This window comes from Paenibacillus sp. NAIST15-1, assembly GCF_001894745.1.
GTDB lineage: Bacteria > Bacillota > Bacilli > Paenibacillales > Paenibacillaceae > Paenibacillus_B > Paenibacillus_B suaedae.
This window is the reverse complement of sequence record NZ_BBYF01000021.1, coordinates 1-20,725: the sequence shown is the minus strand read 5'-3', so window position 1 is coordinate 20,725 and position 20,725 is coordinate 1. Positions and strand designations below refer to the sequence as shown.

Annotated in this window: 15 protein-coding genes and 1 other annotated feature; of the genes, 8 read left to right on the top strand and 7 right to left on the bottom strand. The window is 46.2% G+C overall.

Annotated features, from left to right (window positions below):
* Positions 1–298 precede the first annotated feature (298 nt).
* The 5 genes from PBN151_RS26865 to PBN151_RS26845 all read left to right on the top strand — a co-directional run bounded on the left by PBN151_RS26865 (position 299) and on the right by PBN151_RS26845 (position 8,089).
* A complete protein-coding gene (locus PBN151_RS26865) occupies positions 299–1,354 on the top strand; it encodes a FecCD family ABC transporter permease (RefSeq protein WP_072731669.1) in 1,056 nt (351 codons plus the stop codon).
* Between the two features lie 3 nt (positions 1,355–1,357).
* Positions 1,358–2,392 (top strand): FecCD family ABC transporter permease, encoded by a 1,035-nt coding sequence (locus PBN151_RS26860; protein WP_072731667.1) that lies wholly within the window; start codon positions 1,358–1,360, stop codon positions 2,390–2,392.
* Positions 2,393–2,685: 293 nt separating this feature from the next.
* Positions 2,686–3,819 (top strand): zinc-dependent alcohol dehydrogenase, encoded by a 1,134-nt coding sequence (locus PBN151_RS26855; RefSeq protein ID WP_072731771.1) that lies wholly within the window; start codon positions 2,686–2,688, stop codon positions 3,817–3,819.
* Positions 3,820–4,001: 182 nt separating this feature from the next.
* Positions 4,002–5,168, top strand: a complete 1,167-nt coding sequence (locus tag PBN151_RS26850) for an MFS transporter (RefSeq protein WP_227775143.1) — start codon at positions 4,002–4,004, stop codon at positions 5,166–5,168.
* A gap of 500 nt (positions 5,169–5,668) precedes the next feature.
* The gene (locus PBN151_RS26845) at positions 5,669–8,089 is read left to right on the top strand and encodes an endo-beta-N-acetylglucosaminidase (protein ID WP_175560809.1); all 2,421 of its coding nucleotides are present in this window, start codon (positions 5,669–5,671) and stop codon (positions 8,087–8,089) included.
* Between the two features lie 45 nt (positions 8,090–8,134).
* On the opposite strand, the gene PBN151_RS26840 is transcribed toward PBN151_RS26845, so the two are convergent.
* From PBN151_RS26840 to PBN151_RS26815, 6 genes are all read right to left on the bottom strand, one after another.
* Positions 8,135–9,325, bottom strand: a complete 1,191-nt coding sequence (locus PBN151_RS26840) for a Ger(x)C family spore germination protein (protein ID WP_072731664.1) — start codon at positions 9,323–9,325, stop codon at positions 8,135–8,137.
* Positions 9,322–10,833, bottom strand: a complete 1,512-nt coding sequence (locus PBN151_RS26835) for a spore germination protein (protein ID WP_072731662.1) — start codon at positions 10,831–10,833, stop codon at positions 9,322–9,324. The genes PBN151_RS26840 and PBN151_RS26835 overlap by 4 nt, the downstream gene beginning before the upstream one ends.
* Complete coding sequence (locus tag PBN151_RS26830) at positions 10,820–11,929, bottom strand: GerAB/ArcD/ProY family transporter (protein ID WP_072731661.1); 1,110 nt, start codon at positions 11,927–11,929, stop codon at positions 10,820–10,822. The genes PBN151_RS26835 and PBN151_RS26830 overlap by 14 nt, the downstream gene beginning before the upstream one ends.
* A 256-nt stretch (positions 11,930–12,185) precedes the next feature.
* A complete protein-coding gene (locus PBN151_RS26825) occupies positions 12,186–13,049 on the bottom strand; it encodes an MBL fold metallo-hydrolase (protein ID WP_072731659.1) in 864 nt (287 codons plus the stop codon).
* On the bottom strand, positions 13,042–14,466 hold the full coding sequence (nhaC, locus tag PBN151_RS26820) for a Na+/H+ antiporter NhaC (RefSeq protein WP_072731658.1): 1,425 nt from the start codon (positions 14,464–14,466) through the stop codon (positions 13,042–13,044). The genes PBN151_RS26825 and nhaC overlap by 8 nt, the downstream gene beginning before the upstream one ends.
* Positions 14,467–14,564: 98 nt before the next feature.
* Positions 14,565–14,759 (bottom strand) — a binding site (T-box leader).
* A gap of 109 nt (positions 14,760–14,868) precedes the next feature.
* Entirely contained in the window at positions 14,869–15,753 is an 885-nt protein-coding gene (locus tag PBN151_RS26815) for a LysR family transcriptional regulator (protein ID WP_072731656.1), read from the bottom strand.
* Positions 15,754–15,923: 170 nt separating this feature from the next.
* Between PBN151_RS26815 and PBN151_RS26810 the strand changes: the two genes are divergently transcribed.
* Positions 15,924–16,673: an SDR family NAD(P)-dependent oxidoreductase gene (locus PBN151_RS26810; RefSeq protein WP_021254718.1), complete on the top strand. Its 750-nt coding sequence runs from the start codon at positions 15,924–15,926 to the stop codon at positions 16,671–16,673.
* Between the two features lie 86 nt (positions 16,674–16,759).
* Here PBN151_RS26810 and PBN151_RS26805 read toward each other — a convergent pair whose 3' ends face one another.
* Positions 16,760–17,125: a hypothetical protein gene (locus PBN151_RS26805; protein ID WP_139295434.1), complete on the bottom strand. Its 366-nt coding sequence runs from the start codon at positions 17,123–17,125 to the stop codon at positions 16,760–16,762.
* 327 nt (positions 17,126–17,452) lie between these two features.
* Between PBN151_RS26805 and PBN151_RS26800 the strand changes: the two genes are divergently transcribed.
* Both PBN151_RS26800 and PBN151_RS26795 read left to right on the top strand, forming a co-directional pair.
* Positions 17,453–17,902: a DUF3888 domain-containing protein gene (locus PBN151_RS26800; protein WP_072731654.1), complete on the top strand. Its 450-nt coding sequence runs from the start codon at positions 17,453–17,455 to the stop codon at positions 17,900–17,902.
* Between the two features lie 90 nt (positions 17,903–17,992).
* The coding region (locus tag PBN151_RS26795) for a beta strand repeat-containing protein (protein WP_175560808.1) at positions 17,993–20,725 on the top strand (2,733 nt) is incomplete at its 3' end.

Sequence of the window (20,725 nt, the reverse complement as noted above, 5' to 3'; positions counted from 1 at the left end):
GATGGAGATTCATAAAAAACACAAATTTATGCAGTATTGTGAACATACAAAGCTTGAACATCGAGGAGGAGACCATGCACAGCGGCAAAATTTTGGTCGTGGACGACGATTGGAAAATGAGAAATTTAGTCCGCATCTATTTGAAAAAAGACGGATATGAACTGAATTAGTAGTGACAATTGTACAAAAAATCAATTTATTTTCTCCATTGCCACAAGAGGAAAAATGTCCTAAAATATATCTTGATGCAAATGATAATCAATATCATTCTAATTTAGAAACAGCAAGGGTGGCATGTATGGGGCAAGTGGCTAAGTCTTTACCTAAGGAAGCTGCATCGCAAGCATTTGAATTTCGCTCACGTCCAATGGCAGCAACACTTATTCTTATTGGCGGTTCCTTCGCATTGCTGTTAGGGATCGCTATATCTGTATCGTTCGGTGCGGCAGATATTCAGATGTCTACCGTATGGGAGGCGATTTTTCGCTTCAATCCAGAAGTAACACAGCATCAAATTATTCAAGAAATCAGACTGCCGCGTGTATTGGGGGGGGCGTTGGTAGGAGCCTGCTTCGCGGTGGCCGGAGCTATTATGCAAGGCATGACTCGCAATCCGATGGCGGATTCAGGCTTGCTTGGCCTGAATGCGGGTTCAGGGTTCATGCTGGCCCTATGCTTTGCATTTTTTCCAGGCCTGCCTTACATGTATTTAATTTTGTATTCTTTTCTTGGCGCAGGCTTGGGCGCAGGGCTCGTGTATGGAATTGGTTCATTAGCTAGGGGAGGACTAACCCCTGTTCGAATGGTATTGGCTGGGGCAGCGCTCAGTGCTCTCTTATCCGCACTGAGCGAAGGCATCGCATTATATTATCGAATTGGACAGGATTTGGCTTTTTGGTACGCCGGTGGAGTAGCGGGCACGAAATGGCCGCAGCTAGAAGTGATGTTTCCGTGGATTGCAGCTGCTCTTGTAGGGGCGATTGTATTATCACGTTCGATTACAATGCTCAGTCTTGGAGAGGAGATCGCCAAGGGACTGGGTCAGAGAACACGCCTCGTAAGATTGGCAGGCACGGTCATTGTGCTTATTTTGGCTGGTGCAGCCGTATCTGTTGTTGGAGCTGTTGGCTTTGTAGGCTTGATTATTCCACATGTTACCCGTTATTTAGTTGGCGTGGATTATCGCTGGATTATCCCATGCTCAGCCTTGCTTGGCAGCTTGCTGGTTATCTTCGCTGATCTTGCCGCTCGAATGGTGAATCCGCCATACGAAACACCTGTTGGGGCATTAATCGCTTTAATCGGTGTACCCTTCTTCCTCTTCTTGGCACGCAAGGAAAGGAGGGGACTGTAAACGATGACAAGTCTATCTTTACCGATGATTCAAAAACGAAAGAAGCAGCGGAGCATAGCGATTATGATTACGATAGCTGTACTGATTGTCATTATGGTTATCATTAGCATGAATACAGGATTTATTCGCTTATCCCCCATGGATTTGCTGCGTACATTGTTCGGTTCAGGAACAAAAAAAGAAGAGCTAATCCTATTTGACTTCCGATTACCGCGCATTGTTATTTCTTTGCTAATCGGTGCAGGTCTGGCGGTATCCGGCTGTGTCATGCAGGCCATATCGCGTAATGCATTGGCTGATCCGGGCATTTTAGGCATTAATGCGGGCGCTGGTCTCGCCGTAATGTTGTTCATCTCGTTTTACCCATCAACTGCACAGGCTCCGATCTATTTATTGCCAGTGTTCGCGTGGCTTGGGGCTGGACTTACATCAGCGCTCATCTGCTTGTTATCCTTCAAACGGCATGAGAATATATCGCCTACGCGATTACTGTTAACTGGTATAGCGGTAGCTGCCGGCATCAGTGCAGCTATGATCGTACTGACATTGAAGCTTAGTCCCGAAACATATCAAACGATGGCGACATGGCTTGCCGGAAGCATCTGGGGAACGAATTGGAAGTATGTACTTGCACTGCTTCCATTCATCGTCGTGTTATTACCATACATATTCTACAAAGCTCGAATCATGAATGTTCTGAACTTGGGTGAACAGACGGCAACTGGGCTGGGGGCATATGTATCGAGAGAACAAATTTTGCTGTTGGCAGCAGCAGTAGGATTGGCAGGCTCATGTGTGGCGGTAAGCGGTGGCATCGGCTTTGTGGGGCTCATTGGACCGCATTTAGCTAGACGACTTGTGGGTCCCAAACACCAACTCCTTCTGCCGACCTCGGCTTTAGCCGGTTCCTTGCTTGTGATTACAGCAGATACAATTGGACGATGGATATTACAGCCATCAGAGGTGCCCACGGGAATTGTCGTCGCTGTAATTGGCGCCCCTTACTTTCTGTATTTACTAACTCGCTCGAAAGCATAAGGTTCACCAGCCGAGATCATGACAAATTAGGTTCCGTGCGAGGTTCTCTCCATTCTTTCGGATCAGGTTAACGGTCAGTTTCCATCCGACCATTTGCCTGTAGTTGTAGACCTAACATGGCGCTAATTTTTCATATTCATACGATAGAATACAGGCCGCCTCAGCGCGGCTTTTTTCATGCCAATATAGAAGTCCGTGTTATTTTGAATAACTTACTAACCCTGATACATAATATCGATGATTATATTGTCTCAATAACGGAATAACATACAACCATAGCGAGGTGCATCATGATGAAAGCCGTAACATATCAGGGAGCAAATTCAATCGAAGTAAAAAACGTAGATGACGCGAAGATTGAAAAGAAAGATGATATTATCGTGCGGATTACAAGCACATCCATTTGCGGATCAGATCTTCATTTATATCAAGGGAATTTTCCACTGCCAAAAGGCTATATCATCGGTCACGAACCAATGGGAATTGTGGAAGAGGTAGGATCGGAAGTAGCTCGAGTGAAGAAGGGTGATCGTGTTGTAATCCCCTTTACTGTAGCCTGTGGTCAATGTCATTACTGTACGCACAATTTGGAGAGCCAGTGCGATAATAGTAATCCCCATTATGATTCGGGCGGCTATTTCGGATATTCTGAGAAGTTCGGCAATTACCCCGGCGGTCAAGCGGAATACCTTCGAGTGCCTTTTGGCAATTTTACGCCGTTCGTTATCCCCCCGTCCTGCGAGCTTGAAGATGAGTCGCTTCTATTCCTATCTGATGTGCTTCCGACAGCCTATTGGAGTGTGGAACATGCAGGTGTTAAAGCAGGCGACACCGTAATTGTACTTGGATGCGGTCCAGTAGGATTAATGGCCCAACGCTTTGCTTGGATGAGAGGGGCCGAACGCGTCATAGCTGTTGATCATCTTACCTATCGAATGGAACGTGCCAAGCAAATAAATCGTGTCGAGACGTTTGATTTTACGAAGCATGATGATATGGGGGAGCATTTAAAGGAAATTACACATGGGGGAGCCGAAGTAGTCATTGATTGCGTTGGTATGGACGGGAAGAAATCAACACTTGAATATATCGAGCAGAAGCTGAAGCTGCAGGGGGGAACGCTTGGACCGATCCAAATATCGGCGAAAGCGGTTCGTAAATGCGGCACAGTCCAGATAACAGGTGTATATGGAGGCAATTATAATTTGTTTCCGTTAGGTGCTTTTTTTGCAAGGAATATTACACTAAAAATGGGACAAGCACCAGTAATCCATTATATGCCGTGGCTGTATAACAAAATAATGGAGGGCAGTTTTGATCCGACAGCCATCATTACGCATCGAATGCCGTTGGATCAAGCAAGCCATGCGTACCGTATTTTCAATAATCATGAGGAGGAATGCGTAAAGGTCGTATTAAAGCCATAAGTGTTGCTTAGATGTACCCATACTTCGCTTTAAATCCGTTTTAATTTATCGGAATTAGAGAATAAAAGGATTGAGGAAGTGTACAATAATTCTAAAATGACGTGGATACCCCACGGAGGTGTGCCCAAGTGCAAGCTGACAAACGTTTTGACTTATTAGCACTTTCATCAATTCCTTTGATAATGACGTTAGGCAATTCAATGCTAATCCCCGTATTGCCTGAAATCAGGAGACAGTTGAAGGTGAGCTCATTCCAAACAAGCCTGCTCATTACCGTATATTCCGTAATGGCGATTTTCCTCATTCCTATTGCCGGCTATTTATCTGATCGAATTGGCCGTAAGGCAGTCATTATTCCCAGCCTTATCATAACAGGCATTGGAGGTAGTGTGTGCGGTGCAGCAGCGGTCTGGATTGATCATTCCTACTCTGTCATTTTATTGGGAAGGGTTCTGCAGGGGATTGGAGCTGCTGGAGCAATGCCCATCGTTCTGCCGTTGGTAGGGGATATGTTCAAAAGTGAAAAAGATGTGAGCAGTGGTCTCGGCATTATCGAAACGGCCAATACATGCGGCAAAGTATTGAGCCCTATTTTGGGAACAGCTCTGGTCGCAATCGTTTGGCATCTTCCTTTTTGGGCCATTCCAGTATTGTGTCTAATTTCGATTCTGCTCGTCCTTTTTTTTGTCAAGCAGCCCAAGGAATCTGATTCTGATTCCGAACCAATACCCGTTCGCGACTTTTTAAAACAAGTGATGAAGCTGATTCGAGAGAATTCGCGTTGGTTAATCGCTATATTTGTTATCGGCGGACTCGGCATGTTCATGCTGTTCAGTTCGTTATTTTATTTATCGGAATCGCTGGAAGACAAGCATGGGTATAAGGGCATTGTAAAGGGTTTGCTGCTTGCAATACCGTTGGCTGTATTGAGTACTTCCTCTTTTATTGCTGGAAAATGCATAGGAAGTAATAAAATCGCAATGAAATGGATCATTGTGTGCGGGTTGGCCTTAACAGCAGTAGGACTTGGCATGTGCATACCAACGAAATCTGTTGTACCCCTGTTCATTTGGCTAAGCGCTGCTTTCCTCGGAATAGGAGCATCCTTGCCCTGTCTCGATTCCTTTATAACCGCAAGCATTGAGAAGAAGCATAGAGGTACGATTAGTTCCTTGTACAGCAGTATGCGCTTTGTCGGCGTGGCTGCCGGCCCAATGATAGCAGCACTGGTGATGAATCAAACACAGATCAATTTATTTCTGGTCTTATGTGCTTGTGGGATAGCTGCTGCACTTTCCGGCTTGTTTGCAATCAGAGCTTCAAGCGGTTCACAACAATCGCAAGGCTAATTCTGTATGGCAGTTATTTCTCGGCAGAGCTAGACTGTCAGAGAGCAGGCCAGGGAAAATTTCTGTAGGAAGGTATTACTGAGGTCGAGACCAATAGAACAGGGGGATATTCGTCTCGTTGATCTCGCTAGCTATCATCGAAGCACTATACAGAACATGTAATTAACGAATAGAGTAGACACTCAAATCAGACAGTATAAAGCAGTTGAGTTGACCACTTTAAACGGCTACTCCCCCAATATCTAAAATATAAATATCTTCGTAATTGCCTTCAGCTCGTAGATCGCCTCTCGATGCAAGAGATTTCTTTTTCAGGCACATGAAAAGAGGAATGCTTCAAATTATGATTTATATGTATATAAATACCATATATACAATTCAAACACACTATACTTTATACATTGAATATAAGTTAATTACACTTATGTAAGCGCTTTATTTCTAGTAGATTTAAATTGTAATCGAATATAGCACCTTTTGGTGCGAGGAGGAGACTTACAGTGGTCAACACGATGAAAAAGAAAGTGAAGCTTCTACTCATCACCTCGCTTCTGGCTATTTCCACATTCGGCCCGGTGATGGCTCCCACTGCATATGCGGAGCAACCGCGCACTTCATACTGGCATCCAGCTACTCTCCTAGAGTGGAGCCCAACAACGGACAAGGATGCGAAGTTCAACCGTGGTACGATCTCACTTGCAGATCGGTTCACAGGACAGAAAGTAAATCCGAATGCGCAAGACCAATCCCGGCTTGTTGCATTGTCGGCGCTGAATGATAATACGAGTGGTGTTCCGTCTCAAGGTGCAGGGCAGTTCCGTGCCGATGCCTTCGGTTACTGGCAATATGTTGATGTGATGGTGCTGTGGGGAGGTTCAGCTTCCGAGGGCCTGATCGTACCGCCTAGTGCTGATATTATTGATGCGGCACATAAGAATGGAGTTCCGATTCTCGGAACCATCTTCTTCCCTCCAACTGCATATGGTGGCCAATACCAATGGGTGAAACAAATGCTGCAGCAGAAACCGGATGGATCCTTCCCAGTAGCTGACAAACTGATTGAAGCAGCCAGTTACTTCGGCTTCGATGGTTGGTTCATCAATCAAGAGACAGCTGGCGGGAATTCGGCGGACGCCACGAAGATGCAGCAATTTATGCAATATTTGCAAGCGCATAAGCCATCAAATATGCACATCATGTGGTATGACTCAATGACGAACGGCGGCAGCATCAGCTGGCAAAATGAATTAAATGCACGAAATCAAATGTTCCTGCAAAATGGTGCGCAAAAGGTTGCGGACAGTATGTTCCTCAACTTCAATTGGTCCGCTTCTATGCTTCAGAACTCTAAAAATAAAGCGATCAGCTTAAATCGTGATCCTTATGATTTATATGCCGGCATTGATACAGAGGCGAATGGCTACAACACGAACGTCAACTGGGCTGGAATCTTCCCAAGCAATCAGAAACCTGCTACCTCACTCGGCATTTATCGGCCAGATTGGACATACCGCAGTTCAACGAGCAATGATGAATTCTATACGAAGGAGATGAAATATTGGGTAGGTCCGAACAGCGACCCACGCAATACGACAACATCTTCGAGCTGGAAAGGGATCGCTAATTACTTTGCAGATAAATCATCGATTCAGCATCTGCCGTTCACGACTACCTTTAATACGGGGCACGGCAATCAATTTGCAGTCGATGGTTCCGTCTTAAGTATGAAGGAATGGAACAATCGCAGCTTACAGGATGTACTGCCAACTTGGCGTTGGATTACAGAAAGCTCCGGTACAGCGTTGAAGCCGAGTTTCGATTGGAGTACAGCTTATTACGGTGGAAGCTCACTGAAGGTGTCTGGCTTATTGAGTTCACAGAACGCAACGCATCTGAAGCTCTATCGAACGAATCTGCCGCTGTCCGGTGATACGGAAATATCCGTTACCTATAAGACAGGACAAACTGCATCTCATATGAAAGTTGGCGTTTCGTTCGCTGATAATCCGGGTCAATTCGAGTTCTTTGATGTAGGGGATGGGGATCCGGGCGTATGGAATACCAAGGAGATATCCGTTAGCAACTTCGCAGGTCGAACTGTTGATGCAATTTCACTGAAGTTCGACAGCAGCAATGCAATTAACAACTACGTGATCAATATTGGGCAATTATCCATTCGGAATACAGGAGATATGTCCGCTCCAGAAGCGGCAACCAACCTGGCTATTGAGGAAGTCGATTTCTCAGGCAATACAGCAGATGCCCGTTTGAATTGGAACGCATCTTCCAGCGGCAATGTGCAAGCCTATGAAGTATATCGAGTGAAGCCGGATGGAACGCGTGAGCTCGTGGGTGCAACACCGAATACAGCCTATTATGTTCAACCGATGAGCCGCAACTCTGGCGAGCAGCAAACAACATTAGAAGTGGTAGCTTTAGGCACGAATGGGGTACGAAGTTCCGCTGCTCAAGCAAGCTTTGCATGGCAGGAGGCTCCTTCCACGATGAATTTAGCTCTTAATCAAAATGCTACGGCAGACCGCTTCGTACCCGGTGAGACACCTGCCAAGGCATTTGACGGAACTACAGCAAATAATAGCAAATGGTGTGCAACGGGCTCTGAGCCACACTGGCTGCAGGTCGATTTAGGCTCTATGTATACGGTAGATAAATTTATTGTCAAGCATGCGCAAGAAGGCGGAGAATCAGCAAACTTCAATACTAGAGATTTTAACATTCAGCTAAGTGAAGATGGCGTAAATTGGGTGGATGCTGTGACAGTAAGCGGCAATAGTGCTGGCAAGACGACACATAATATTGCACCAACTTCAGCTCGTTACGCGAAGTTGAACATAACCAAGGCGACACAAGAATCTGATACTGCAGCACGCATCTATGAGTTTGAGGTGTGGGGGCAGTAGCTTCAAGCATACAAGCGAGCCCTGACAAAATTGTCAGGGCTTTATTTATCGGCTCAGACGGTTCATCCCAGAATCCTTTATCTGGACATGGACGTCAATCTGTTTAAGAGAGTTGGGTGTAAGCTGCAGCAAGGAACCATTATTGTTTTTTTGCCAGTAAGAGATGTACTTGCGATATACACAATTTTGTAACGAATAGATGTCGAGCTTTCTGTTCAAACCCTGTTGGAATGTTTGTTGGATGTCGTTTTTTATTTTTTCCTTTGCCGCGGCGGCGATATGTTCTTTGGTCGCATTGTCCGTAATTTCTTCGACAGAGCCTTGGACATCGATTTCGAGGTTGAACTTAGGGACTCCGTTTTGCAGAGATACCTTCACTGATGATTTGGGCTTCTTAATTGTAAGAACCGCATCAGGGGTAGTTGATTGCCCTACTCCTATGTGTACCTTCTGGATTTGATTTGACATCCATCGCAAGCCTAGTACTTGTTCTTGTTTCATCCAACTTTTGTACTTCCCTTTTTGAAGGATGAACACTCCATTGAGCTCGTGCTGACTAATTATCTTTTTGTCCTTCGTCCATTCCTCATGGTTCAAGGAAAGGCTGGGCAATAATACGGTGCTCCCCGGCTCATTCAGCTGTGCGACCATTTTCTGCAGCTGCAGTGGAGGGATGTTCGTTTGCTGTTTCAGTATATCATCCGGAGAGTAGAGCATAGACGCAATGGGGGACAAATTAAAAGGAATCGTTACCGCGAAAAGATCAGCGATTGGGGTTTTGGTTCCGTACACCCACGCAGTATATCGAATTCCTGAAAAACGAAGAAGGGAATCAACCATCTTATTCACATCCTTTTGTAAGGCGCGCTCACTGAAAATAATTACGGTCGTATGATCCCAAATAATTTGCAGCGTGGAAGCAGCATAAATGTCGTTCACGGCTGAGTCGAGCGTAAATCCTTCTCCTCTTCCAATCCACGTAGGTGTTTTACTTGGAGATCTTGTTCCTTCTTGTTTAGCGACATTCGTGAACTCCAATGAGTTTGTGTACACAATATACTTCCCTTTATCATAATCAATGCCAAAGGCCGTGACGTAGTTCAGATCCTGAACATTTTTACTGTCCCAGCAGCCCGTAAGTATTAAAAATAGGCAAAGAACGCTGATAAGTAAGTATCGTTTATTTATACCGTGTCTGCACGGAGATTTATCTACTGTGTGATCAAATACGCTCATTTTGGCTCCTTTCCTTCACGGGTCTTATCAGTCGTTCGGAGCATGATAGGGCGTCGGCTCACAATTCTGACAGGCAATGCGATAAGCGATTTCAGCATATCCCCGAAAATCGGGGGGGACAATGGCGATAAATAGGGGATGCCGAATGAATGCAGTGCCGATAAATAGACGAGTATGGCCATAACGGAAATGAAAAAGCCGTACATGCCAAGTGTGGACGACACGATCAACACAAACAGACGCAATATGCTGACTGTACCGCTTAGCGACTGGTTAACCAAAGTAAAGGTAGCAACAGCGGTAACGGCCGCGACGACCAATGTAGTTGGGGAGCTAAGACCCGCTCGAATCGAGGCATCTCCAACAATGAGTCCACCTACGACGGCAATCGTCTGACCGACAGCCTTTGGCAAGCGAATGCCTGCTTCGCGGAATATTTCAAATAAACCAAGCATCAATATCATTTCCATTGGAGCGGACAGCGGAAGCCCTAATCGAGAATTCGTTACCGTTGCCAAGAGAGGGAACGGAAGCTGTTCTAAATTGAACGCAATTAGCGCAATCCAGAATCCTGGCATATAGATAGAGACCATTAAGCCGATCATGCGCAGCAGCCTTTGAAACGTTACGAAAAAATACGGAAAATGGATGTCTTCCGGCGATTTTAACGTGAATATCAAGTTTGCAGGTCCAATAAGCACCATGGGTGTTCCCTCTACAATGATGATGAATCTGCCCCTGACTAGGGATTGTACGGCATAGTCGGGTCTCCCAATGTAATCGAGTAAAGGAAACAGGGAATAAGTTGAGTCGCCAATTGCTTCACCAAGCTGCGAACTGCTAACGATAGCATCTGTATCGATTGCTTCGATGCGCTGCTTGATATCGCGCATCATGCTTGGATTTGCAATATCCTCTATATAGAGTAAGGATACTTTGGTTTGGCTTCGGGTACCAAGGACAAAGGATTCGCACTTCAAAGAGCGGGTTCGCAAGCGCTTGCGGATAAGCGCAATGTTCATTTGACAGCTCTCCGTAAAGCCATCCTTCGGTCCTTTGATTGATATTTCGGTATTGGATTCTTCGGGAGCTCGATTGGGCGGATCTGCAATATCGAGAGAATAGTAGACGTTTAGTTCTTTGAACTCGATAATGAGATGTCCAGCAAACAATAATGTCTCTATGTCATGTACTCTATTCTTTGCCTCGATAGGCTGGATTGCTAATAAGCTATTATGTTTGTGAAGTAGATCCTGCACAGAATTGGCATCCTCCAAATTGGCTTTCAACTGGGGGATCACATATTGATTCAACTGTTTAGTGTCAGCCAATCCTTCACAATAGATGAAAGATACAGTATACGAGCGCGTGCTTGATCCGAATGAGTAGGTTTTCTTCTGAACATCTGCACAATTCTCCAATGCACAAAATAACTGTTGAAGGCTGAGCGGCTGGCTGCCTGCTGGATCATCATCCGATCTCTGAGTCAACGCTTTATTTGGTTTCACGGACGATCCCTCCTTTGTATCTACGGTGTTTGTAGCAGGTGAGAATAGCGAATATCACGGACAGAAATACAAGCAAATAAGTGACGCTTGGGAAATAGATAATTCTTAACAGATTAACGAATTGAATGTCATCACGATAAACAACAACAGCTAGGAATATGATTGCAGCCGTCCCCACGCCAACACCGATTCTCGTATGATGACTTCGATGCGGGATGGCATCAATGATGAGGAAAATCGCCAAAGCTATGCGGATGAAAGAACCGGATAACCATTGATAAATTGACAAAAAATCAAGATGCTCAATGTATTTGCCTGCGGTTACAATTCTCCACTGCTCGAAGGCCGGATACCGCATGAAAGAAGCATTTATAATCCCAAAGTTAGCGATAGAGCCGATATAAGGGCCGATTGTAAGGCCAGCAAGAATGAACGCCAGCGTAGACATTCCCCGGAATCTTGGTTTATTTGACATGTGCGGCAGCAAGAAAATGATAAGAATCAGCTCGGCCATGCCAGCTCCAATCAGAATGAGCCCGTTTATAATAGGAGTAATCCCATGCTCGAATATTGGGAAGATAAGCGAATAATCCTTATATTGAAAGTTAGCACTCATTACGACATATCCGAGAATAATGACGATCGGAAGAAGAATGCCGGCACAGATCGCAATCGAATGTATGCCGATTAAGGCACTGGAGAGGGGCAAGAGTATTAATGCACCAGCGATTACGACCGTCGGGGTATTTGGCAAATATGAGATTTTGGTCCAAGTTGCCGTGTCTTCTAATGTCACAAATGCCGAGAAGAACAAATACACAATAATCAAAGTTGTAACCATCCATGCGGCAAAGCTGCCACCTAGCGAATGAACCCAAGCGAACAATGGTAGGGGGCGACTCGGCTTGGCTCGAACAGTGATCAAAAGCAGCGGAATCCAGCAGAAGGCGAGTACGAGTGCAATCAATACACTGATCCAACCGTCTTTATGAGCTTCACGCAGCAGTAGAGGAATAACGGTAACGTGATTCATTAGGCCTGTTGACATGATGATAATAAAGCAGGCTTGCAGAAACGTAATAGAATGACGCGGCATGAGGTTTGTTCTCCTTTGTTCGATCTCAAGTCAATTCAGTAATCAATGCGATCATGTATCACCATTATTTTGAGTCGAAGTTAGGAAATTCATCCATGTATCCTTTCGTGCCGCCCTCCCTAATATGCCCGCAGCATAAGTGTAAATCAGAAGCTTCGCTAATCAGAAAGATGATCCCTGCGCTGGAAAGTGGAGTAAAAAACAGCACCGCCTTCTTATCATTGCAGAAAGGCAGTGCTGTTGAACGTTCAACAATCTATAATTTAAGTTCCATTCCATCTTCAGCGATATAGAACGCTCTATCCTGTACGAGCTTCGAGAAGGAACTCGTTCGGTCGTTGACAGGATTCGTGTGATTAAAATGGGTAAAATAAATCTCAGTGTGCTCAGCCAATCCTTGTAGCCGATCCATCGTTTCGGTGATGACAGGATGGGGGATTTCTTTGTAATTGCGTCCCATCCGCTCAATTTCTTCAATGGAATGGAATGTTCCATCCAATAAGCAGATATCTGCTTCCTTCGCTACGTTATAAATATCCCGATCCCATTCGTTCCATCGATCGATGTCCGGAATGTAGAGCAGCTTGCGTGAAGGGCCTTCGATCCAGAACCCGAATGTCTCCGATAACTCATTGCGATGCGGTACTTCAATCGGTGTTATTCGAACGAGAGGAGACAACTGCTCTTGCCGCTCGTGTTGAATGCTGTTCAATTGTATATTATTCAATTCCACCAATTGCGACCAAGGGGCGTTGGTTTCCAGCATCTTCTTCATTTTATCCCCACTGAAGACAGGAACACCTCTCGCACCAATGGCCTCTCTGCCCAAGAACATCAACCCAGGGTAGTGGCCAATATGGGCATGGGTCAGCCAAATACTACTCATGAGTTTCCCTTGAAGCTGGTACTTCATCTGTACGGAAGCCATCTGCTCCCGCATATCTGGTGTTGCATCGATAAGATGCCATTGTTTGCGCCCCAGTTCGATAATGGCTAAGGAAGCGGCGCGTCTGCGTGTACCATTGTGCATTGCAGCCATACAATTCTGACAGAAACAATTCGGGTGCGGTACCCCAGCATCTTGTGCTGTTCCGACAATATTGACGATAACCTCATTCATGTCCAATTCCTCCTGCTGTTACTTGATCACGGTTCGAGTGAACAGGATATTCCTTCTTCACAATGGTCCAACCGGTGATCCCGTATAGGATATTAATAAGCGGAACTAGAAAGGCGAAGAAAATGTATGGAATAAATTGTTCCGCACTTACGCCAAGCATGTTTGCTGCGAACACAGCGGGTACTCCCCAAGGTACTAATGTTATGCCGACTGTTCCGGCAGCTTCCACACATCTTGATAAATTTTTCGTATCAATATTCATGTCCTTGTAGGTCTGAACGAATGTACGCGTAGGCAATATAATCGCCAGAAATTGCGCTCCACTTGCAAAGGCTACAAGGAAGGTTGATGCAATAGTAGTCGCAATGAGCGAACTTGACGTCTTAATTCTGGATACGACTGGCCGAACAAGTGCTTGGAAAATGCATGTTCCTTCAAGCAATCCACCAAGTGCAGTTGCAATGGTCAACAGCCCGATCGTATTCAGCATAGAGACTAGACCGCCGCGATTCAATAAGGAATCCACTGCTTTCACACCGGATTCGGTATGAAATCCATTTGTCATTGTGTTCACCATGGAACTGATGCTATCACCTTGCACGACCATAGAGATTATTCCGCCAATGATGCCTACGAACAGCAATGTCGGCAGAGCCGGAAGTTTCTTAATCATTAAGAATATGGTGAGAACAGGCAGTAACAGCAGTAAGGGATGGATAATGAACGAATTTTGAATTCCGGTCAATATCATATCGATATTGGCTGTATCGACCGAACCTTCTACTGTGCGCGTACCAACTAGGGCATATAAAGCAACTGCGATAATAAACGCGGGAATCGTATCCCATAACATGTGCCGTACATGGCTGAACAGATCCGTATCAGCCATTGCTGGTGCAATATTCGTTGTATCGGATAACGGCGACAGCTTATCGCCAAAGAATGCGCCTGATATGACTGCCCCTGCAATTAAGCCGGGGGAGAATCCCATGCCTTCACCTATGACCATGAATGCCAACCCAATCGTAGCGATGGAAGTGAAGGAGCTGCCAAGCGTAATGGCAACAATGCCAGTCACGACGGCGACTGCTGGAACAAAGAATGAGGGATGAATAAAAGATAAGCCGTAGTAGATCATGGTAGGTATGACTCCACTAGAAATCCATGTTCCAACGATCATCCCGATGACAAGCAAAATGAATATTGCTGGCATTGCTTTGGATACGCCGTTTACCATCATCTCCTGAAGCTCATCCCATTTATAACCGCTAATCACCCCTACTATAACGGTGACGATGATGCCAATCATAAGCGGGATGAACATGCCTGCTTTCCAGATGGAAATCGAGGCAGCACCCGCAGCCATAAGCGCAAGGATAGGTAATAGCGCTAAGCCAATTGATACTTGTCGTTTCATGTTCGTTTCACTCCTTTATGTCGTAGTTGTAGTGGTTGATGCTCATAAGTCGACTTGTTGAACAACCTGTATATATAAAAAAAGAACCTCCATCCCCAAATAGGGACGGAAGTTCCGCGGTACCACCCTGATTAACAAAATAACTTTTGTTCACTCATCTATTTAACGGCATTGCCGGACCGAAGTCAGCTCCCTAATTGTAATTCACTGCATGTCCCGGCTTAGTTCGCACCTTCCACCAAGTCTCTGATTTTCCGCCACAGACAGCTACTGTATTAGTTCTACGCTTTTTGATATTCTACTGTTTTGCTTTCTTGCTTTTTTGCTTTTGGGCTTTCATGTGATAAATCACATTATAGACCTCTGCATTTGTTTGTCAACAGTAATTTTTTGATGACTGTGTTAGAGTTCGGATTTTAAACGATTCAGAAAACGCTTCGCCACGTGCGAAATTTGCTTGTCTGAGGCATGCACCCAGCCATAATAAAATCGCTCTATATTAGGTGATTCCAAGGTTATAGGAATGATTTGCTGACTATCCTCTTTGAACGAGTAGTCTATTCCTATCGTCACCGCAATTCCTTCTTTTACCGCATTGTGAATCGCTTGCGTATTGTTGCTGATGAACAAAATATCAACCCCACCATACGTTTCAACAAACTGTGACATGTAATTCCGAATATGTTCATCCTCATAGAGGACGAACGTCTGATTGATTAGCTTATCTGGTGTTATCACATGTTCCCATCGCAGTGGTGATTGCTCGTTCACCCCAACGACAAGCTTGCCTTCGAGCAGTCTCTGAAATGTTAAATTGCGCTGTTGGTGAAGGAGACTTTCCGATAAAGCGATCAATCCAATATCAATCTTATCCTGCTTGATTAGATCCACGATTTCTTTGGGGCCTTTTTCCATGATTTCAAATTTGACAGCAGGGTAATCGCGCTTGAAACGGGATATAACATCAATTAATAAATGCATTGGCCCGGGAATTGTGGCTATTCGTAATAGCCCGTTGACGGTATTGGTATAAGACTGTGCTTCTGCTTTTAGTTCATTGATCTTCACTAATACTTCACTCGCAATGCCAATAATTGCTTGACCTTCAGGCGTTGGAACCGCTCCTTGTCCACGTGAACGCTGGAATATTCGAATGCCTAGTTCTGATTCCAGCAAGGAAATGGACTGACTAATGGCCGACAGGGTTACATGCGCTTGTTGCGCGGCTTTCGTTAAAGATCCTGTCTTCGCCACCTCAACAATGTTCTCAAGCTGCTCAATATTCATATTGACACCTCAATTCAATACTTAAGTAATACTTAATTATATATTAGTTTATATAAATTTTAGTTAATTATCTAGAGTGTTACAATAAAGGCATAGCAAGAAGCAAGAGTCAATGAATAATCTCACAGTTATAATGAAGCACGTACACATTCGACGAGGAGGAATCGAGCATGGCTGAGACAAGAGTAGCGGTTATTACAGGTGGGGCAAGTGGAATTGGGAAAGAGACGGCATTGAAGTTCGCCAAAAAAGGGGATCGTGTCGTTGTCGCTGACTTTAATGAACAAGCAGGACAAGAAGTCGTTGCCCTCATTGAAAAACTGGGCGGTGAAGCGATCTTTGTCAAAACTGACGTGTCCAAACTAGAAGAGGTAGAAGCACTCGTAGAGAAGGCTGTTGAAACGTTCGGCCGAATTGATGTGATGTTCAATAATGCGGGGATTGGCCGCGTGACTCCTGTGCTTGACCAAAATCTGAAGGATTACCATGATGTGATTAATGTGAATCAGCATGGAGTTGCGTACGGAATTATCGCAGCTGGACGCAAGATGAGAGAGCTCGGTATTCGTGGAGTAATTATTAATACCGCTTCGGTGTTCGGATTTCTGGCTTCGCCGGGGACATTCGCCTACCATGCAACGAAGGGAGCTGTCATCATGATGACGAAGTCCGCTGCGCTGGAACTCTCTGCATATGGCATTCGAGTGCTTGCTGTTGCGCCAGGTGCTGTCGACACACCGATTATTCAAGGCTACAAAGACCAAGGCATGGTAGATGCGATGAAGGCGAAGGTTATTGGCAATAAGTTGACACAGCCTGAACAAGTAGCCGATACGGTATACTTGCTCTCCCTTGATGAAGCTAGTGCAATTAATGGCAGTGTCGTCATGGCTGATGAAGGATACGCATCGTTTAAGTAATATCACAACAGTAGGATCATACATTGAATTACGGACAAGCACCTCACATCCTTATCATTAGGAGTCAAGGTGCTTGTCTTTTTTGATTAAATATACGTTACTGCAATGCGAATGCCGGCCAATATCAAGCTAAATGCTCCATAAATAATAGCGCCTTTTAAAAATCCAGTAAAATGGAATCGAAAGTTTTTATATCCTCGTGCACCTTGTGTGCCTGGAATGATTATAAATGAGGGCGTAATGATACAGAAAATGAACCAATCCAAGATGATGAGGTCAGATAAGCTGACCATTGTGAAAATCAAATAAAACTGGATGAATGTACTCCAGAACGTAATTTGAGCACCATCGAGTACAATTGATGATAGCAATGGAGCAAGCGTAAGCAGCATGACAACCGAGCCTATAAGAAGAAACTGCCTTTCTTCCGTCTTGCCTTTAGGCTTTGCCATCCGTTGTATATCCTTCGGATAATCCTGTAGCCATATTCTTGGATTGTAGGCAAGAGAGGTGAGCAAGATGACTAGAAATAGGATTGAGTAAATTGATCCCTCTATTAGAATTCGATACATGTTAACCATATGTATGAATTCTCCTCCTTCAACTGTTTTTCTCTCATAATGAATAGGTGAGCTTTGAATGTAGTATATTCCAAATATGTTTCACCAACAACACATATTTTGCCTGGAGCAAAATAATTTCTTGTGAAGACGAATCTTAGTACCTGAACATGTATAGAGGAACATAATTCTGGAGATAGTCTGCATGAGGTGAATCAAATGAAACAATTTTATGTTTTTACAACCATTATTCTAATCACAGTTGTCTTGTCCCTGCCCATTCAGGCAAACGCCGAGGTCAATAGAACGCTTAAAGAGGCAGATTCTGATTTGTATCCCGACATGCTGTTGCTTCTGCTTCTGCCCCAAATCCAAGAGGCCGTCAATTCTTATTACAGTAAGATATTGAAGGTAGATCCTGTTGTGTATCCATATGAAATAGACATTGTAAAGGCAGAGAGAATAGATCAAAATCCCAAGAATCGTGGGTATGACTTTCTCCTTACGCTTGAGGTTCAGCCTGTCATTGGGCCACATATTGCAGTAGGGCAGGATCGGATGACTCTAGAAATATCGCCACTTATTACGAACATAGTGAAAATAACAAGCTATCAACATGTCCATACTTACCAATTACCTCTCAATTGGCAGCACCTATTACTGCGATAATTGGTTCTGAAACAAAACGGTTTCCAAATTGGAGCTGCTTACATAAGATGTTATGATAATGGTTTAGTTTTGAATGGAGAGGTATTGCGAATGACAATTACACCTTTACAACGAATTACAAGCAGCAATAAGAATGTGTTTGTCGCTGATTCTGTTGGCGAGGCTGTAGTATTATTAATCACTGGGCATTCCCCGAATGCAGTAAATATTGTAGATGTAAATGAGATATGGCTTAAACTAGAATCTTTCACTAGTGACAATAATGTGTGGTTCAAGCAGATAAACAACCCGACATTTATTTGGTCCAAGCAAGTAGCCAAAGCTGGGGAAGTTTGCAGTTTTGCTACGGCGTCTGTACCATTGCCAATTCTCGAGGGGACGGAAGAGATTTCTTATCTTATCTTTTTCACCCTATTTTGCAACCAAGTTTGCAGTATGCGTATCACTCTTATCGATGCAATAGGCAATCCTGTGATGCCAATTCCGCCGGATTATTTAGATAATGAACTCTATGCATTGCCTGCTGATTTGCATTCTATTGAATCGGGTATTCCGTGGCAGAACATTCGATATCATTCGGTTACAGCTTCATTTCGTTCTTCAGATATTTTTCCGGGCTCTCGATTTTTATTTACGTTTCAGGTTATGAATCATGGTGAGGGAACTCCCGGGTTCGCTTTCGTTGCAGATATTTATCAATTAGCCGAATCCTGGTATGTTGATGGCGTAACAGGGCCGACGGGCCCAACTGGCCCAACGGGATCCACTGGAGTGACTGGCAGCACAGGAGCAATAGGGGAAACGGGAGCAACAGGCAGTACTGGAGCGACGGGAGCAACCGGAGCCGTAGGTGAAACCGGAGCAACAGGCAGTACTGGAGCGACGGGAGCAACAGGTGCCGCAGGTGATACTGGTGCAACCGGGAGTACTGGAACGACAGGAGCTACAGGTGCTGTAGGTGAAACCGGAGCAACGGGAGGTACTGGAGCGACAGGAACAACCGGAGCAGTGGGTGAAACCGGAGCAACGGGAAGTACTGGAGCGACAGGAGCCACAGGTGCCGCGGGTGATACCGGAGCGACGGGAAGTACTGGAACGACAGGAGAGACTGGTGCCGTAGGTGAAACCGGAGCGACGGGAAGCACTGGAGCGACAGGTGCAACAGGTGGCGCAGGTGAAACTGGAGTGACAGGAAGTACTGGAGCGACAGGAGCGACTGGTGCCGTAGGTGAAACCGGAGCAACGGGAAGCACTGGAGCGACGGGAGCCACAGGTGCCGTAGGTGAAACCGGGGAAACGGGAAGTACTGGAGCGACAGGAACAACCGGAGCAGCGGGTGAAACCGGGACAACGGGAAGTACTGGAGCGACAGGGGCCACAGGTGCCGCAGGTGAAACTGGAGCAACCGGAAGCACTGGAACGACAGGAGCCACTGGTGCCGTAGGTGAAACCGGGGAAACGGGAAGTACCGGAGTGACAGGAGCCACTGGTGCCGTAGGCGAAACCGGAGCAATGGGAAGTACTGGAGCGACAGGGGCCACTGGTGCCGTAGGTGAAACCGGAGCAACGGGAAGTATTGGAACGACAGGAGCGACTGGTGCTGTAGGTGAAACCGGAGCAACGGGAAGTATTGGAACGACAGGAGCGACTGGTGCTGTAGGTGAAACCGGGGCAACGGGAAGTACTGGAGCGACTGGTGCTGTAGGTGAAACCGGGGCAACGGGTAGTTCTGGAACGACAGGAGCGACAGGGGCCACAGGTGCCGCAGGTGAAACTGGAGCAACAGGAAGTACAGGAGCGACAGGAGCGACTGGTGCCGCAGGTGAAACCGGAGCGACGGGAAGCACTGGAGCGACAGGTGCAACAGGTGGCGCAGGTGAAACTGGAGTGACAGGAAGTACTGGAGCGACAGGAGCGACGGGTGCCGTAGGTGAAACCGGAGCAACTGGAAGCACTGGAGCGACGGGAGCCACAGGTGCCGTAGGTGAAATCGGAGCAACGGGAAATACTGGAACGACAGGAGCCACAGGTGAGGTAGGTGAAACCGGAGCAACGGGAAGTACCGGAGTGACAGGAGCCACAGGTGAGGTAGGTGAAACCGGAGCAACAGGAAGTACTGGAGTGACAGGGGCAACAGGTGAGGTAGGTGAAACCGGAGCAACGGGAAGCACTGGAGCGACGGGAGCCACAGGTGCCGCGGGTGATACCGGAGTGACGGGAAGTACTGGAACGACAGGAGCGACGGGTGCTGTAGGTGAAACCGGGGCAACGGGAAGTACCGGAGTGACAGGGGCAACAGGTGAGGTAGGTGAAACCGGGGCAACGGGAAGTACTGGTGCGATCGGAGAGACTGGTGCCGCAGGTGAAACCGGAGCGACGGGAGCCACAGGTGAGGTAGGTGAAACCGGAGCAACAGGAAGTACTGGAGTGACAGGGGCAACAGGTGAGGTAGGTGAAACCGGGGCAACGGGAAGTACTGGAGCGACAGGGGCCACAGGAGCCGTAGGTGAAACCGGAGCAACGGGAGGTACCGGAACGACAGGAACAACCGGAGCAGTGGGTGAAACCGGGACAACGGGAAGTACTGGTGCGATCGGAGAGACTGGTGCCGCAGGTGAAACCGGAGCGACGGGAGCCACAGGTGAGGTAGGTGAAACCGGAGCAACAGGAAGTACTGGAGTGACAGGGGCAACAGGTGAGGTAGGTGAAACCGGGGCAACGGGAAGTACTGGAGCGACAGGGGCCACAGGAGCCGTAGGTGAAACCGGAGCAACGGGAGGTACCGGAACGACAGGAACAACCGGAGCAGTGGGTGAAACCGGG

Coding starts and splice junctions, on each gene's coding strand:
- PBN151_RS26830 (WP_072731661.1), bottom strand. CDS start 11,929: ATGCCGCGTCATTCTATTACGTTTCTGCAAGCCTGCTTTATTATCATC.
- PBN151_RS26860 (WP_072731667.1), top strand. CDS start 1,358: ATGACAAGTCTATCTTTACCGATGATTCAAAAACGAAAGAAGCAGCGG.
- PBN151_RS26815 (WP_072731656.1), bottom strand. CDS start 15,753: ATGAATATTGAGCAGCTTGAGAACATTGTTGAGGTGGCGAAGACAGGA.
- PBN151_RS26825 (WP_072731659.1), bottom strand. CDS start 13,049: ATGAATGAGGTTATCGTCAATATTGTCGGAACAGCACAAGATGCTGGG.
- PBN151_RS26865 (WP_072731669.1), top strand. CDS start 299: ATGGGGCAAGTGGCTAAGTCTTTACCTAAGGAAGCTGCATCGCAAGCA.
- PBN151_RS26810 (WP_021254718.1), top strand. CDS start 15,924: ATGGCTGAGACAAGAGTAGCGGTTATTACAGGTGGGGCAAGTGGAATT.
- PBN151_RS26840 (WP_072731664.1), bottom strand. CDS start 9,325: ATGAGCGTATTTGATCACACAGTAGATAAATCTCCGTGCAGACACGGT.
- nhaC (WP_072731658.1), bottom strand. CDS start 14,466: ATGAAACGACAAGTATCAATTGGCTTAGCGCTATTACCTATCCTTGCG.
- PBN151_RS26850 (WP_227775143.1), top strand. CDS start 4,002: ATGACGTTAGGCAATTCAATGCTAATCCCCGTATTGCCTGAAATCAGG.
- PBN151_RS26855 (WP_072731771.1), top strand. CDS start 2,686: ATGAAAGCCGTAACATATCAGGGAGCAAATTCAATCGAAGTAAAAAAC.
- PBN151_RS26800 (WP_072731654.1), top strand. CDS start 17,453: ATGAAACAATTTTATGTTTTTACAACCATTATTCTAATCACAGTTGTC.
- PBN151_RS26805 (WP_139295434.1), bottom strand. CDS start 17,125: ATGGCAAAGCCTAAAGGCAAGACGGAAGAAAGGCAGTTTCTTCTTATA.